This is a genomic window from Methanimicrococcus stummii (genome assembly GCF_032594435.1).
GTDB lineage: Archaea > Halobacteriota > Methanosarcinia > Methanosarcinales > Methanosarcinaceae > Methanimicrococcus > Methanimicrococcus stummii.
The window spans coordinates 1657903-1677573 of record NZ_CP131062.1; the positions used below are offsets into that span (position 1 = coordinate 1657903).

Annotated in this window: 1 protein-coding gene (only partly in view); it reads left to right on the top strand. The window is 46.1% G+C overall.

The window, feature by feature from the left end:
• Positions 1–19671, top strand: the 5' portion of a protein-coding gene (locus MmiEs2_RS07715; protein WP_316559288.1) for a Cna B-type domain-containing protein. 8934 nt of this gene lie beyond the right edge of the window; 19671 of the gene's 28605 nt are visible here — the first part of the coding sequence; its start codon is at positions 1–3; the stop codon falls past the right edge of the window.

Here is a 19671-nt window from a genome sequence, read left to right on the forward strand (position 1 = left end):
ATGGTGACGACTGGAAAGTCTCTTTTGAAGAAATTCTTTACACTGTTATTGGTTTTATGTATTTTAACGTCCGGCTTTACCGGACTGGCAGGGGCATCTATTTGGGTGCCGCCCACTTCGCAGTCTTATGTCACGCTTGCTCATTATTATAATGAGGGCGATGGCAATTATATATTAGACGATTATTCTGAAGATTTCTATTCTTTTAACTCGAGGACTATTGCACCGGGTATACAACCATTGCCGGATTGGTCTTGGACTAAAAAAGGAACGTATCAGGTTGTCGGAATCGAAATTACAGATTTATCGCTTCCGGCTGTTACAAATCATTGGCTTTACAACAGCAGTTCACCCCACCCTGCTGACTCACCATTAGCTTATGATTTGTATAGATCTGATCAAATAGCCGGTTATATGGAAACGGTGTATGGCGAGACTAATTATTATCATAATTATGCTCAAGCAAATTACGATTCGTCAGCTTCTGAGTATGGTATTGACGGTGTTCCTGTAAACGGAGTTGAGTATTATCACAGTCTTCCAAACAACAATTCATCTTACGTTTTTGATTTTTATTACGGCGGTTTAGTGCAATCCGGATATGTTGAAATTCCGACAACTTCACCTCCTGTTTATCAATCAATTAATATTGGCGATTTGTATAATTTTGAACCCGAATACCGCTATCAAATTAAATTCAAATACGATTTAATTGACAACCCGGGGCCGTATGCTTACCTTCACGTTATTCACAATTATGATGGAATTTATGATTCAAATTATAATTCTACTATTCTGTGTGATGAAATCAATGCAGATCGTATTCTTGCCGGAACATATTATTTAGATAATAGAATTCAAACAAATTATCAAGGACATCAATATCTTTTTGATTCGATGACGCTCCATTATGAGACGCATTCACCCGACGCTATAGTTTCCGGAGATTCAAACTGGAATTATCCTCCCTCATATAATTATGATACATTTGTTATAGGAGATACAGTGGACGCGTCCATGTATACATCTCAAACAATTCACAGTGAACATAGTCCTGAAACAATTTACGACTATTACACCGGCACACACGGATTAAGATTATTGGATGAAAATGATGGTTATTTCTCATCGTACAATATTAACAAATTTACAAATTGGATGGATTTTATGTTCGGAGCGTCTTATCCCATCATAACTCCCTCTCCGACATATCTCCAAAATAACCGTGTTATTGACGATATTTCAGATCTCCAATATAACCATAGTATAGTTTCTAACAATCTCTCTATTAATCCTGGAAACGTCTATACTTTTGAAGAAGGATTACATTATGTTTTGGTTATTAATTATAATTATGGCATGCCTATAACTCATCACTATATGGATGGGTTAACAGAAGAAGAAACGTTTGTTGAAGGGAAATCTGTAACTTATGATGTTTATACTGGATTGTATAATTGGAAACGCGATAAACAATCTTATACTCTTAATCGTATTGAAGTTATTGAATCTACAAGTTGGTTGAATGTTCGAGAGTATGCTACATCATCCGGCATGGGGGATCATTATCCGGGGGGAGCAATGCCACTTCTGGATTCCAAGATTTATTCGGTTATTGAAGGATATCAATTCCCTGTTTCAGATTTTACTTCTCCCGGTTTACCCGTCCTGTATTATAATCAGAATGAATCTGATGAACCTTGGGAGGATTATGATAGTAATGGGTATTCTATTTATGATGTTTTGACAATGAATGCCGGAAAGAACGTCTTGAATCTATTTTATCAAGGCGGTTCCATTGCAAATTCAATCTTAACAATTATCAGCGGCAATTATAAGCGGACGATTTGGGACGACACGCCTCCTTTCATTCCGTCTTCTGATCCTTTATTGGGGACTGATTTGAATTCTTCTCAATACATCTTTTCGGAAGGGAAAACATACGAAGTTCACTATTATTATCAGAAAGGAAATCCTGAGACTTTTACACTGACTTACGATGCAAACGGTGCCGACAATCCTTCAGCTGCCCCTGTTGATAATATCGGTTACCCGTATGGCTCATATGCAACCGTTATGCCTCATGGCAGCTTGCAGAAATCAGGATACTCATTCGTCTGTTGGAATGATGAAGCAGACGGTTCCGGCCAATCTTATTATCCCGGCATCAGTTTTGCGGATAAAGTTTACATGGATGGCGATAAAACTGTATATGCAATGTGGAGCAAACCACTTGATGTTTCTCTGACCCATCATTATAATTATAATTATGATTGGGACGCCCCATGGTATGACACTCTTAATGAAGTAAAATCAGTGGCAACCAATGTGCCGACTCTTATGGCCGGTTGGTATATCTTTGAATATAATAACAGTTATTTTAATGTTGAACGATTTGTTATTCATGAAACACAAGGCGGTTTAACAACAACAATTATTATTGATCCGGCAGAACTTGCAAATCCTTCAGCAGTCTTCAAAAATGGATTTGATTATCAAATTGATATCTATTATGCATATTATGGGGGCGGATACGATGTCATTTATTATCCCAATGGTGCTGACAGCGGCAATGCTCCGATTGATGCGTTTAATCCTTACAGCTGGGCTTCTCCCGTAACAACTTTAGATAACCGTGGAGCTGTTACAGATGATGGCAGTGACCGTTTAGTGAAATCCGGATACGTGTTTGCCGGATGGAATACAAAAGCAGATGCTTCCGGTCTTGCATTGATGCCCGGCGATATTTTTTATGTTAATTATACTACTATAAATGATTCTTCTTACCCTCAGCGCGTCGATCTCTATGCACAATGGTTGCCTTCGGACATGCCGACCGTGACATACAACGCGATGGGCGGAACTTTTGACGGCGGCGCAACGATTACGACAACGCCGACATCTTCGTCTTTAACATATACACGCGGTCAAACAGATTCTTCCAGCAACGAATTATTGATTGTTGAAAACGTTTTACCCAACGCGTTGATTTCAGAACCCACACCGGCAACAACAAAATCCGGTTATTTGATTGAAGGCTGGTACACAACGTCGACTTATCAATCCGGTACAGAATGGGACTTTGGTTCCGACACTGTTACAACCGACATTACACTTTACGCCAAGTGGGCCGCATCCGGAGACATTCCGTTAAAACACTTCTATTATAAAGGCGGCACAGAATACGTCGAAGGTCCCGAACTCAAATCCGTTATTTGGGATGCCAATACATCCTTGATAAGCTGGCCGGTTTTAAACCCCGATGTTTATTTCAGCAAATCCGAATTAGCCGGCGATTACCGCATTGATAAAATCGTTATTCGCGAAAAAGGATCAAGCGCTCCGACAAGCTGGTTTGAAATTAATTATTTCCGAGATTTCTTTTTAGGCCCTCAGCCGCTTAACAAAGAGCCGATTGTGGTTGTTGGTCAAGATACAATTATTCCGGAAGATTATGCGGATGCAAAGATTGATAATAATAATTTTAATTTCTCAGGTTTTTATTCAAAATCCTCAACTGAAACACCTGCAAACCTCCTTGAGCAGTTTTCAGCAGATACGCCTGTAACTTTGGAATATGAAGGCGTAAACTATATTCATTTGATTTATAACCCGGCGCTTATGGTTTTGAGAACAATTGTTGCTCCCGGCGGACAAATCATTTTACATATTATTACTGATGATCCGTCCGATCCCGGCGATGTCTTGAACAATTTGACAAATCCGCATTTCACTTTCGAATCCGGAAAACAATACGAAGCTGAAATTTATTACAGCTTGAAAGGCTCACAATTATACAACGTCACTTATGACGCAAACACCGGCACGGGAACTGTTCCCACTGATTATCTGAGCCCGTATTCGCAAGGCGAAACCGTGACCGTATTGGAAAATATTGATTTGGTAAAAGCAAATCACGAATTTGACGGCTGGTACACCGAAGACATCAGCGGCACTCGCGAATATTTCGACCCCACGGACACTTTTACGATGCCCGGAAATGATGTGACATTGTACGCCAATTGGAAAGCTCTCGGTTATACGGTTACTTACCACAAAGAATCTGCCGGTCTCACTTATACCGATACTGTTACACATCTCCCCGGCGCTACCGTTCAAGCATTAACAATTGATTATCTTGAAGCCAATGTTGATCCCGATTGGGGCAACAGAACGCAGTTCTTTAGCGGCTGGGAAAGTTCGGTAGACAATTTTGCCATGCGTCACGGTCCCGATTACAATTTCACAATGCCTGCCGAAAATGTTGACATTTACGGTTTCTGGTATGGTGAAGTCGAAGAAAAAGGAGTTGTCAGTTTCAATGCGATGGGCGGTGTCTTTGATGACAGCGTTGATGTCGTGAGCAGTACATCAACCGATGTTGTCGGATTGTGGGTGGTAGATGCTTACTTGCCTCCGGATTATACAACCGTTGTTGTAAATGGGTATTTGCAGGTTGACAACATTACGCCTTGGTCAACTATTACAGCTCCGATTCCAATCCCGGTCAGAGGCGGATACGAGTTTTCACACTGGTATTATATCGGATATATTGCTGAAGATCCTTATATGGTGGAAATCCCCTGGAAGTTCACCGGAGAGCCCGGTGCATATGGTATTCCTCCGGCAAACCCTGTCGGAGTCGAACTTTTCGCTGCATGGACTCCGATTGCCGAAAATGATTATACTGTCACATTCAACGCAATGGGCGGTTCATACGACCCCACAGTAAATATTACGTCCAGCTCCGGCGACACAATCGGAAGAGATTTCGTCACAGTTCTTGGAAATGATTTGTTTATCGCATCCAACATTACAGGCTCTTCCACAATTTCCGCTCCGGCACCTGTTCCGACACATCCTTCCAACTTGGAACTTGAATATTGGTATTATCTTGACGCCGCTGACAACAAAATTCCGTGGAAATTTACTGGAGAATCCGGCGCTGACACGGTGACTGAAAATGTGACATTGTACGCTAATTGGAAAGATGCACGCACTTATACGGTGACTTTTATTTCAAACGGCGGTACTTTCGATAACGATGTTGAAGTTTGGACACGCGACACTTATGTTGCGGTTGAACAACTCAACACCAATTTCGCAAACGGCACTGAAACATTGGTAACCTTAGAAGTTCCTCACGGTGCGACGATTGATCGTCCGAGTCCCTGGCCGACTAAAGCCGATCCTTATCTCCCCGGCCAATCCCTTGGAGTTGCCGGTTGGTGGCTTGACTCCGGATATACTCAAATGTGGTATCCCGATTATTACCAAATCGTACAAGATGAAACAATTTACATTACGTGGAACACCACAAGTGCCCGTATGCATGAAGTTACTTTCAATGCGATGGGCGGTACTTATAATGAATCTGTTGACGGTAACGGCGATGTTATCGGAACGACAATTATTGCTTCCAATCCGTTAAGCCCGTTGAGTTTCTCATTCGATGACGAATGGGATACAAATTACAGATTGTTCCTTGTTCAAGGAATTTTAGATGGTTCAACAATTACAGAACCCTATGAAGAGCCGATATTGGATGGTTATCAACTGGCCGGTTGGTATTTCTATCAATGGGATTTTGTTAAACAGGAATATGAAAAACACTATTGGAATTTCACAGGGTCGACCAATCCGCATTATGTTAATATGTCAAACGCTCCTGTAACTCTTTATGCCGAGTGGGCAATTCCTTCTTTCGATGTTGAAAAGACTTGGGATGACGGCAGCAACCAAGACGGCAACCGTCCATCTGATTTGAAAGTTCAGTTATTGGCCGATGGCTCAAAGATTGATGAAATTACCTTGTCAGGAGCTGGCAATACTTGGACCGGTACTTTTACAGGACCATTTGTTAAATACAACGATGAAGGTACTGCTATCGTTTACACGGTTACCGAAACCGTTCCGGCCGATTACACTGTTGATTACAAAGGTCTCTCCGGCACAACGTTTACGATTGAAAACAGTTACACGCCTGAAACGATCACTTCCTTTGATGTTGTGAAGAACTGGATTGACGGCAGCGACCAAGACGGTAAACGTCCCTCTGACTTGAAAGTTCAGTTACTCGCTGACGGCACAAAGATTGATGAAATCACGATGACCGGCAGCGGCAACAGTTGGACTGACAGTTTCAGCGGCACTTTCCCGAAATTCAATTCCGGTACTGCTATCGTTTACACGGTTACCGAAACCGTTCCGACCGATTACACTGTTGATTACAAAGGTCTCTCCGGCACAACATTTACGATTGAAAACAGTTACACGCCTGAAACCATCACTTCCTTTGATGTTGTGAAGAATTGGGTTGACGGCAGCGATCAAGACGGTAAACGTCCGTCTGACTTGAAAGTTCAGTTACTCGCCGACGGCACAAAGATTGATGAAATCACGATGACCGGCAGCGGCAACAGCTGGACTGACAGTTTCAGCGGCACTTTCCCGAAATTCAATTCCGGTACTGCCATCGTTTACACGGTTACCGAAACCGTTCCGGCCGATTACACTGTTGATTACAAAGGTCTTTCCGGCACAACGTTTACGATTGAAAACAGTTACACGCCTGAAACGATCACTTCCTTTGATGTTGTGAAGAACTGGGTTGACGGCAGCGACCAAGACGGTAAACGTCCATCTGACTTGAAAGTTCAGTTACTCGCTGACGGCACAAAGATTGATGAAATCACGATGACCGGCAGCGGCAACAGTTGGACTGACAGTTTCAGCGGCACTTTCCCGAAATTCAATTCCGGTACTGCCATCGTTTACACGGTTACCGAAACCGTTCCGACCGATTACACTGTTGATTACAAAGGTCTCTCCGGCACAACATTTACGATTGAAAACAGTTACACGCCTGAAACCATCACTTCCTTTGATGTTGTGAAAAATTGGGTTGACGGCAGCGACCAAGACGGTAAACGTCCGTCTGACTTGAAAGTTCAGTTACTCGCCGACGGCACAAAGATTGATGAAATCACGATGACCGGCAGCGGCAACAGCTGGACTGACAGTTTCAGCGGCACTTTCCCGAAATTCAATTCCGGTACTGCTATCGTTTACACGGTTACCGAAACCGTTCCGACCGATTACACTGTTGATTACAAAGGTCTCTCCGGCACAACGTTTACGATTGAAAACAGTTACACGCCTGAAACCATCACTTCCTTTGATGTTGTGAAAAACTGGGTTGACGGCAGCGATCAAGACGGTAAACGTCCGTCTGACTTGAAAGTTCAGTTACTCGCCGACGGCACAAAGATTGATGAAATCACGATGACCGGCAGCGGCAACAGTTGGACTGACAGTTTCAGCGGCACTTTCCCGAAATTCAATTCCGGTACTGCTATCGTTTACACGGTTACCGAAACCGTTCCGGCCGATTACACTGTTGATTACAAAGGTCTCTCCGGCACAACGTTTACGATTGAAAACAGTTACACGCCTGAAACGATCACTTCCTTTGATGTTGTGAAAAACTGGGTTGACGGCAGCGACCAAGACGGTAAACGTCCGTCTGACTTGAAAGTTCAGTTACTCGCCGACGGCACAAAGATTGATGAAATCACGATGACCGGCAGCGGCAACAGCTGGACTGACAGTTTCAGCGGCACTTTCCCGAAATTCAATTCCGGTACTGCTATCGTTTACACGGTTACCGAAACCGTTCCGGCCGATTACACTGTTGATTACAAAGGTCTTTCCGGCACAACGTTTACGATTGAAAACAGTTACACGCCTGAAACGATCACTTCCTTTGATGTTGTGAAAAACTGGGTTGACGGCAGCGATCAAGACGGTAAACGTCCGTCTGACTTGAAAGTTCAGTTACTCGCCGACGGCACAAAGATTGATGAAATCACGATGACCGGCAGCGGCAACAGTTGGACTGACAGTTTCGGCGGCACTTTCCCGAAATTCAATTCCGGTACTGCTATCGTTTACACGGTTACCGAAACCGTTCCGACCGATTACACTGTTGATTACAAAGGTTTGACCGGCACAACGTTTACGATTGAAAACAGTTACACGCCTGAAACAATCACTTCCTTTGATGTCGTGAAAAACTGGGTTGACGGCAGCGACCAAGACGGTAAACGTCCTTCTGACTTGAAAGTTCAGTTACTCGCCGACGGCACAAAGATTGATGAAATCACGATGACCGGCAGCGGCAACAGTTGGACTGACAGTTTCAGCGGCACTTTCCCGAAATTCAATTCCGGTACTGCCATCGTTTACACGGTTACCGAAACCGTTCCGACCGATTACACTGTTGATTACAAAGGTTTGACCGGCACAACGTTTACGATTGAAAACAGTTACACGCCTGAAACAATCACTTCCTTTGATGTCGTGAAAAACTGGGTTGACGGCAGCGACCAAGACGGTAAACGTCCTTCTGACTTGAAAGTTCAGTTACTCGCCGACGGCACAAAGATTGATGAAATCACGATGACCGGCAGCGGCAACAGTTGGACTGACAGTTTCAGCGGCACTTTCCCGAAATTCAATTCCGGTACTGCTATCGTTTACACGGTTACCGAAACCGTTCCGACCGATTACACTGTTGATTACAAAGGTCTCTCCGGCACAACGTTTACGATTGAAAACAGTTACACGCCTGAAACCATCACTTCCTTTGATGTCGTGAAGAACTGGGTTGACGGCAGCGACCAAGACGGTAAACGTCCTTCTGACTTGAAAGTTCAGTTACTCGCCGACGGCACAAAGATTGATGAAATCACGATGACCGGCAGCGGCAACAGCTGGACTGACAGTTTCAGCGGCACTTTCCCGAAATTCAATTCCGGTACTGCTATCGTTTACACGGTTACCGAAACCGTTCCGACCGATTACACTGTTGATTACAAAGGTCTCTCCGGCACAACGTTTACGATTGAAAACAGTTACACGCCTGAAACCATCACTTCCTTTGATGTTGTGAAGAATTGGGTTGACGGCAGCGACCAAGACGGTAAACGTCCCTCTGACTTGAAAGTTCAGTTACTCGCCGACGGCACAAAGATTGATGAAATCACGATGACCGGCAGCGGCAACAGCTGGACTGACAGTTTCAGCGGCACTTTCCCGAAATTCAATTCCGGTACTGCTATCGTTTACACGGTTACCGAAACCGTTCCGACCGATTACACTGTTGATTACAAAGGTCTCTCCGGCACAACGTTTACGATTGAAAACAGTTACACGCCTGAAACCATCACTTCCTTTGATGTTGTGAAGAATTGGGTTGACGGCAGCGACCAAGACGGTAAACGTCCCTCTGACTTGAAAGTTCAGTTACTCGCCGACGGCACAAAGATTGATGAAATCACGATGACCGGCAGCGGCAACAGCTGGACTGACAGTTTCAGCGGCACTTTCCCGAAATTCAATTCCGGTACTGCTATCGTTTACACGGTTACCGAAACCGTTCCGACCGATTACACTGTTGATTACAAAGGTCTCTCCGGCACAACATTTACGATTGAAAACAGTTACACGCCTGAAACCATCACTTCCTTTGATGTTGTGAAAAATTGGGTTGACGGCAGCGACCAAGACGGTAAACGTCCGTCTGACTTGAAAGTTCAGTTACTCGCCGACGGCACAAAGATTGATGAAATCACGATGACCGGCAGCGGCAACAGCTGGACTGACAGTTTCAGCGGCACTTTCCCGAAATTCAATTCCGGTACTGCTATCGTTTACACGGTTACCGAAACCGTTCCGACCGATTACACTGTTGATTACAAAGGTCTCTCCGGCACAACGTTTACGATTGAAAACAGTTACACGCCTGAAACGATCACTTCCTTTGATGTTGTGAAGAATTGGGTTGACGGCAGCGATCAAGACGGTAAACGTCCGTCTGACTTGAAAGTTCAGTTACTCGCCGACGGCACAAAGATTGATGAAATCACGATGACCGGCAGCGGCAACAGCTGGACTGACAGTTTCAGCGGCACTTTCCCGAAATTCAATTCCGGTACTGCTATCGTTTACACGGTTACCGAAACCGTTCCGGCCGATTACACTGTTGATTACAAAGGTCTTTCCGGCACAACGTTTACGATTGAAAACAGTTACACGCCTGAAACGATCACTTCCTTTGATGTTGTGAAAAACTGGGTTGACGGCAGCGATCAAGACGGTAAACGTCCGTCTGACTTGAAAGTTCAGTTACTCGCCGACGGCACAAAGATTGATGAAATCACGATGACCGGCAGCGGCAACAGTTGGACTGACAGTTTCGGCGGCACTTTCCCGAAATTCAATTCCGGTACTGCTATCGTTTACACGGTTACCGAAACCGTTCCGACCGATTACACTGTTGATTACAAAGGTCTCTCCGGCACAACGTTTACGATTGAAAACAGTTACACGCCTGAAACGATCACTTCCTTTGATGTTGTGAAAAACTGGGTTGACGGCAGCGACCAAGACGGTAAACGTCCGTCTGACTTGAAAGTTCAGTTACTCGCCGACGGCACAAAGATTGATGAAATCACGATGACCGGCAGCGGCAACAGTTGGACTGACAGTTTCGGCGGCACTTTCCCGAAATTCAATTCCGGTACTGCTATCGTTTACACGGTTACCGAAACCGTTCCGACCGATTACACTGTTGATTACAAAGGTTTGACCGGCACAACGTTTACGATTGAAAACAGTTACACGCCTGAAACAATCACTTCCTTTGATGTCGTGAAAAACTGGGTTGACGGCAGCGATCAAGACGGTAAACGTCCGTCTGACTTGAAAGTTCAGTTACTCGCCGACGGCACAAAGATTGATGAAATCACGATGACCGGCAGCGGCAACAGCTGGACTGACAGTTTCAGCGGCACTTTCCCGAAATTCAATTCCGGTACTGCCATCGTTTACACGGTTACCGAAACCGTTCCGACCGATTACACTGTTGATTACAAAGGTCTCTCCGGCACAACGTTTACGATTGAAAACAGTTACACGCCTGAAACGATCACTTCCTTTGATGTTGTGAAGAATTGGGTTGACGGCAGCGACCAAGACGGCAAACGTCCGTCTGACTTGAAAGTTCAGTTACTCGCTGACGGCACAAAGATTGATGAAATCACGATGACCGGCAGCGGCAACAGTTGGACTGACAGTTTCAGCGGCACTTTCCCGAAATTCAATTCCGGTACTGCTATCGTTTACACGGTTACCGAAACCGTTCCGACCGATTACACTGTTGATTACAAAGGTCTCTCCGGCACAACGTTTACGATTGAAAACAGTTACACGCCTGAAACCATCACTTCCTTTGATGTTGTGAAGAATTGGGTTGACGGCAGCGACCAAGACGGTAAACGTCCGTCTGACTTGAAAGTTCAGTTACTCGCCGACGGCACAAAGATTGATGAAATCACGATGACCGGCAGCGGCAACAGTTGGACTGACAGTTTCAGCGGCACTTTCCCGAAATTCAATTCCGGTACTGCTATCGTTTACACGGTTACCGAAACCGTTCCGGCCGATTACACTGTTGATTACAAAGGTCTCTCCGGCACAACGTTTACGATTGAAAACAGTTACACGCCTGAGACAACCGCTTCATTCACGATTGAAAAGATTTGGGATGACAACAGCGACCAGGACGGCAAACGTCCGTCTGATTTGAAAGTTCAGTTACTCGCTGACGGCACTGAGATTGATGAAATCACTCTTTCCGGCAGCGGCGACACATGGACCGGCAGTTTCACCGGACCGTTTGACAAATACAACGGCGGTTCTTTGATCACTTACACTGTGACTGAAGATCCTGTGACTGATTACACGGAAGACAACAAAGGTCTTTCCGGCACAACGTTTACGATTGAAAACAGTTACACGCCTGAGACAACCGCGTCATTCACGATTGAAAAGATTTGGGATGACAACAGCGACCAGGACGGTAAACGTCCGTCTGATTTGAAAGTTCAGTTACTCGCTGACGGTACTGAGATTGATGAAATCACTCTTTCCGGCAGCGGCGACACATGGACCGGCAGTTTCACCGGACCGTTTGACAAATACAACGGCGGTTCTTTGATCACTTACACTGTGACTGAAGATCCTGTGACTGATTACACGGAAGACAACAAAGGTCTTTCCGGCACAACGTTTACGATTGAAAACAGTTACACGCCTGAGACAACCGCGTCATTCACGATTGAAAAGATTTGGGATGACAACAGCGACCAGGACGGTAAACGTCCGTCTGATTTGAAAGTTCAGTTACTCGCTGACGGTACTGAGATTGATGAAATCACTCTTTCCGGCAGCGGCGACACATGGACCGGCAGTTTCACCGGACCGTTTGACAAATACAACGGCGGTTCTTTGATCACTTACACTGTGACTGAAGATCCTGTGACTGATTACACGGAAGACAACAAAGGTCTTTCCGGCACAACGTTTACGATTGAAAACAGTTACACGCCTGAGACAACCGCGTCATTCACGATTGAAAAGATTTGGGATGACAACAGCGACCAGGACGGTAAACGTCCGTCTGATTTGAAAGTTCAGTTACTCGCTGACGGTACTGAGATTGATGAAATCACTCTTTCCGGCAGCGGCGACACATGGACCGGCAGTTTCACCGGACCGTTTGACAAATACAACGGCGGTTCTTTGATCACTTACACTGTGACTGAAGATCCTGTGACTGATTACACGGAAGACAACAAAGGTCTTTCCGGCACAACGTTTACGATTGAAAACAGTTACACGCCTGAGACAACCGCGTCATTCACGATTGAAAAGATTTGGGATGACAACAGCGACCAGGACGGTAAACGTCCGTCTGATTTGAAAGTTCAGTTACTCGCTGACGGTACTGAGATTGATGAAATCACTCTTTCCGGCAGCGGCGACACATGGACCGGCAGTTTCACCGGACCGTTTGACAAATACAACGGCGGTTCTTTGATCACTTACACTGTGACTGAAGATCCTGTGACTGATTACACGGAAGACAACAAAGGTCTTTCCGGCACAACGTTTACGATTGAAAACAGTTACACGCCTGAGACAACCGCGTCATTCACGATTGAAAAGATTTGGGATGACAACAGCGACCAGGACGGTAAACGTCCGTCTGATTTGAAAGTTCAGTTACTCGCTGACGGTACTGAGATTGATGAAATCACTCTTTCCGGCAGCGGCGACACATGGACCGGCAGTTTCACCGGACCGTTTGACAAATACAACGGCGGTTCTTTGATCACTTACACTGTGACTGAAGATCCTGTGACTGATTACACGGAAGACAACAAAGGTCTTTCCGGCACAACGTTTACGATTGAAAACAGTTACACGCCTGAGACAACCGCGTCATTCACGATTGAAAAGATTTGGGATGACAACAGCGACCAGGACGGTAAACGTCCGTCTGATTTGAAAGTTCAGTTACTCGCTGACGGTACTGAGATTGATGAAATCACTCTTTCCGGCAGCGGCGACACATGGACCGGCAGTTTCACCGGACCGTTTGACAAATACAACGGCGGTTCTTTGATCACTTACACTGTGACTGAAGATCCTGTGACTGATTACACGGAAGACAACAAAGGTCTTTCCGGCACAACGTTTACGATTGAAAACAGTTACACGCCTGAGACAACCGCGTCATTCACGATTGAAAAGATTTGGGATGACAACAGCGACCAGGACGGTAAACGTCCGTCTGATTTGAAAGTTCAGTTACTCGCTGACGGTACTGAGATTGATGAAATCACTCTTTCCGGCAGCGGCGACACATGGACCGGCAGTTTCACCGGACCGTTTGACAAATACAACGGCGGTTCTTTGATCACTTACACTGTGACTGAAGATACTGTGACTGATTACACGGAAGACAACAAAGGTCTCTCCGGCACAACGTTTACGATTGAAAACAGTTACACGCCTGAGACAACCGCTTCATTCACGATTGAAAAGATTTGGGATGACAACAGCGACCAGGACGGTAAACGTCCGTCTGACTTGAAAGTTCAGTTACTCGCCGACGGCACAAAGATTGATGAAATCACTCTTTCCGGCAGCGGCAACACCTGGACCGGCAGTTTCACGGGACCGTTTGACAAATACGACGGCGGTTCTTTGATCGTTTACACGGTGACTGAAGATACTGTGACTGATTACACCGAAGACAACCAAGGTCTCTCCGGCACAACGTTTACGATTGAAAACAGTTACACGCCTGAGACAACCGCTTCATTCACGATTGAAAAGATTTGGGATGACAACAGCGACCAGGACGGCAAACGTCCGTCTGATTTGAAAGTTCAGTTACTCGCTGACGGCACTGAGATTGATGAAATCACTCTTTCCGGCAGCGGCAACACCTGGACCGGCAGTTTCACGGGACCGTTTGACAAATACGACGGCGGTTCTTTGATCGTTTACACGGTGACTGAAGATACTGTGACTGATTACACGGAAGACAACCAAGGTCTCTCCGGCACAACGTTTACGATTGAAAACAGTTACACGCCTGAGACAACCGCTTCATTCACGATTGAAAAGATTTGGGATGACAACAGCGACCAGGACGGTAAACGTCCGTCTGACTTGAAAGTTCAGTTACTCGCTGACGGTACTGAGATTGATGAAATCACTCTTTCCGGCAGCGGCAACACCTGGACCGGCAGTTTCACGGGACCGTTTGACAAATACGACGGCGGTTCTTTGATCGTTTACACGGTGACTGAAGATACTGTGACTGATTACACGGAAGACAACCAAGGTCTCTCCGGCACAACGTTTACGATTGAAAACAGTTACACGCCTGAGACAACCGCTTCATTCACGATTGAAAAGATTTGGGATGACAACAGCGACCAGGACGGTAAACGTCCGTCTGATTTGAAAGTTCAGTTACTCGCCGACGGCACTGAGATTGATGAAATCACTCTTTCCGGCAGCGGCAACACCTGGACCGGCAGTTTCACGGGACCGTTTGACAAATACGACGGCGGTTCTTTGATCGTTTACACGGTGACTGAAGATACTGTGACTGATTACACGGAAGACAACCAAGGTCTCTCCGGCACAACGTTTACGATTGAAAACAGTTACACGCCTGAGACAACCGCTTCATTCACGATTGAAAAGATTTGGGATGACAACAGCGACCAGGACGGCAAACGTCCGTCTGATTTGAAAGTTCAGTTACTCGCCGACGGCACTGAGATTGATGAAATCACTCTTTCCGGCAGCGGCAACACCTGGACCGGCAGTTTCACGGGACCGTTTGACAAATACGACGGCGGTTCTTTGATCGTTTACACGGTGACTGAAGATACTGTGACCGGTTACACGGAAGACAACAAAGGTCTCTCCGGCACAACGTTTACGATTGAAAACAGTTACACGCCTGAGACAACCGCTTCATTCACGATTGAAAAGATTTGGGATGACAACAGCGACCAGGACGGTAAACGCCCCTCTGATTTGAAAGTTCAGTTACTCGCCGACGGCACAAAGATTGATGAAATCACGATGACCGGCAGCGGCAACACCTGGACCGGCAGTTTCACGGGACCGTTTGACAAATACGACGGCGGTTCTTTGATCGTTTACACGGTGACTGAAGATACTGTGACTGATTACACGGAAGACAACCAAGGTCTCTCCGGCACAACGTTTACGATTGAAAACAGTTACACGCCTGAGACAACCGCTTCATTCACGATTGAAAAGATTTGGGATGACAACAGCGACCAGGACGGTAAACGTCCGTCTGATTTGAAAGTTCAGTTACTCGCTGACGGCACTGAGATTGATGAAATCACTCTTTCCGGCAGTGGCAACACCTGGACCGGCAGTTTCACGGGACCGTTTGACAAATACGACGGCGGTTCTTTGATCGTTTACACGGTGACTGAAGATACTGTGACTGATTACACGGAAGACAACCAAGGTCTCTCCGGCACAACGTTTACGATTGAAAACAGTTACACGCCTGAAACCATCACTTCCTTTGATGTTGTGAAGAACTGGATTGACGGCAGCGACCAAGACGGTAAACGTCCCTCTGACTTGAAAGTTCAGTTACTCGCTGACGGCACAAAGATTGATGAAATCACGATGACCGGCAGCGGCAACAGTTGGACTGACAGTTTCGGCGGCACTTTCCCGAAATTCAATTCCGGTACTGCTATCGTTTACACGGTTACCGAAACCGTTCCGACCGATTACACTGTTGATTACAAAGGTCTCTCCGGCACAACGTTTACGATTGAAAACAGTTACACGCCTGAAACAATCACTTCCTTTGATGTTGTGAAGAATTGGGTTGACGGCAGCGACCAAGACGGTAAACGTCCGTCTGACTTGAAAGTTCAGTTACTCGCCGACGGCACAAAGATTGATGAAATCACGATGACCGGCAGCGGCAACAGCTGGACTGACAGTTTCAGCGGCACTTTCCCGAAATTCAATTCCGGTACTGCTATCGTTTACACGGTTACCGAAACCGTTCCGACCGATTACACTGTTGATTACAAAGGTCTCTCCGGCACAACATTTACGATTGAAAACAGTTACACGCCTGAAACAATCACTTCCTTTGATGTTGTGAAGAATTGGGTTGACGGCAGCGACCAAGACGGTAAACGTCCGTCTGACTTGAAAGTTCAGTTACTCGCCGACGGCACAAAGATTGATGAAATCACGATGACCGGCAGCGGCAACACCTGGACCGGCAGTTTCACGGGACCGTTTGACAAATACGACGGCGGTTCTTTGATCGTTTACACGGTGACTGAAGATACTGTGACTGATTACACGGAAGACAACCAAGGTCTCTCCGGCACAACGTTTACGATTGAAAACAGTTACACGCCTGAGACAACCGCTTCATTCACGATTGAAAAGATTTGGGATGACAACAGCGACCAGGACGGTAAACGTCCGTCTGATTTGAAAGTTCAGTTACTCGCTGACGGCACTGAGATTGATGAAATCACTCTTTCCGGCAGTGGCAACACCTGGACCGGCAGTTTCACGGGACCGTTTGACAAATACGACGGCGGTTCTTTGATCGTTTACACGGTGACTGAAGATACTGTGACTGATTACACGGAAGACAACCAAGGTCTCTCCGGCACAACGTTTACGATTGAAAACAGTTACACGCCTGAAACCATCACTTCCTTTGATGTTGTGAAGAACTGGATTGACGGCAGCGACCAAGACGGTAAACGTCCCTCTGACTTGAAAGTTCAGTTACTCGCTGACGGCACAAAGATTGATGAAATCACGATGACCGGCAGCGGCAACAGTTGGACTGACAGTTTCGGCGGCACTTTCCCGAAATTCAATTCCGGTACTGCTATCGTTTACACGGTTACCGAAACCGTTCCGACCGATTACACTGTTGATTACAAAGGTTTGACCGGCACAACGTTTACGATTGAAAACAGTTACACGCCTGAGACAATCACTTCCTTTGATGTCGTGAAGAACTGGGTTGACGGCAGCGACCAAGACGGTAAACGTCCTTCTGACTTGAAAGTTCAGTTACTCGCCGACGGCACAAAGATTGATGAAATCACGATGACCGGCAGCGGCAACAGTTGGACTGACAGTTTCAGCGGCACTTTCCCGAAATTCAATTCCGGTACTGCTATCGTTTACACGGTTACCGAAACCGTTCCGACCGATTACACTGTTGATTACAAAGGTCTCTCCGGCACAACGTTTACGATTGAAAACAGTTACACGCCTGAAACCATCACTTCCTTTGATGTCGTGAAGAACTGGGTTGACGGCAGCGACCAAGACGGTAAACGTCCTTCTGACTTGAAAGTTCAGTTACTCGCCGACGGCACAAAGATTGATGAAATCACGATGACCGGCAGCGGCAACAGCTGGACTGACAGTTTCAGCGGCACTTTCCCGAAATTCAATTCCGGTACTGCTATCGTTTACACGGTTACCGAAACCGTTCCGACCGATTACACTGTTGATTACAAAGGTCTCTCCGGCACAACGTTTACGATTGAAAACAGTTACACGCCTGAAACCATCACTTCCTTTGATGTTGTGAAGAATTGGGTTGACGGCAGCGACCAAGACGGTAAACGTCCCTCTGACTTGAAAGTTCAGTTACTCGCCGACGGCACAAAGATTGATGAAATCACGATGACCGGCAGCGGCAACAGCTGGACTGACAGTTTCAGCGGCACTTTCCCGAAATTCAATTCCGGTACTGCTATCGTTTACACGGTTACCGAAACCGTTCCGACCGATTACACTGTTGATTACAAAGGTCTCTCCGGCACAACGTTTACGATTGAAAACAGTTACACGCCTGAAACCATCACTTCCTTTGATGTTGTGAAGAATTGGGTTGACGGCAGCGACCAAGACGGTAAACGTCCCTCTGACTTGAAAGTTCAGTTACTCGCCGACGGCACAAAGATTGATGAAATCACGATGACCGGCAGCGGCAACAGCTGGACTGACAGTTTCAGCGGCACTTTCCCGAAATTCAATTCCGGTACTGCTATCGTTTACACGGTTACCGAAACCGTTCCGACCGATTACACTGTTGATTACAAAGGTCTCTCCGGCACAACATTTACGATTGAAAACAGTTACACGCCTGAAACCATCACTTCCTTTGATGTTGTGAAAAATTGGGTTGACGGCAGCGACCAAGACGGTAAACGTCCGTCTGACTTGAAAGTTCAGTTACTCGCCGACGGCACAAAGATTGATGAAATCACGATGACCGGCAGCGGCAACAGCTGGACTGACAGTTTCAGCGGCACTTTCCCGAAATTCAATTCCGGTACTGCTATCGTTTACACGGTTACCGAAACCGTTCCGACCGATTACACTGTTGATTACAAAGGTCTCTCCGGCACAACGTTTACGATTGAAAACAGTTACACGCCTGAAACGATCACTTCCTTTGATGTTGTGAAGAATTGGGTTGACGGCAGCGATCAAGACGGTAAACGTCCGTCTGACTTGAAAGTTCAGTTACTCGCCGACGGCACAAAGATTGATGAAATCACGATGACCGGCAGCGGCAACAGCTGGACTGACAGTTTCAGCGGCACTTTCCCGAAATTCAATTCCGGTACTGCTATCGTTTACACGGTTACCGAAACCGTTCCGGCCGATTACACTGTTGATTACAAAGGTCTTTCCGGCACAACGTTTACGATTGAAAACAGTTACACGCCTGAAACGATCACTTCCTTTGATGTTGTGAAAAACTGGGTTGACGGCAGCGATCAAGACGGTAAACGTCCGTCTGACTTGAAAGTTCAGTTACTCGCCGACGGCACAAAGATTGATGAAATCACGATGACCGGCAGCGGCAACAGTTGGACTGACAGTTTCGGCGGCACTTTCCCGAAATTCAATTCCGGTACTGCTATCGTTTACACGGTTACCGAAACCGTTCCGACCGATTACACTGTTGATTACAAAGGTCTCTCCGGCACAACGTTTACGATTGAAAACAGTTACACGCCTGAAACGATCACTTCCTTTGATGTTGTGAAAAACTGGGTTGACGGCAGCGACCAAGACGGTAAACGTCCGTCTGACTTGAAAGTTCAGTTACTCGCCGACGGCACAAAGATTGATGAAATCACGATGACCGGCAGCGGCAACAGTTGGACTGACAGTTTCGGC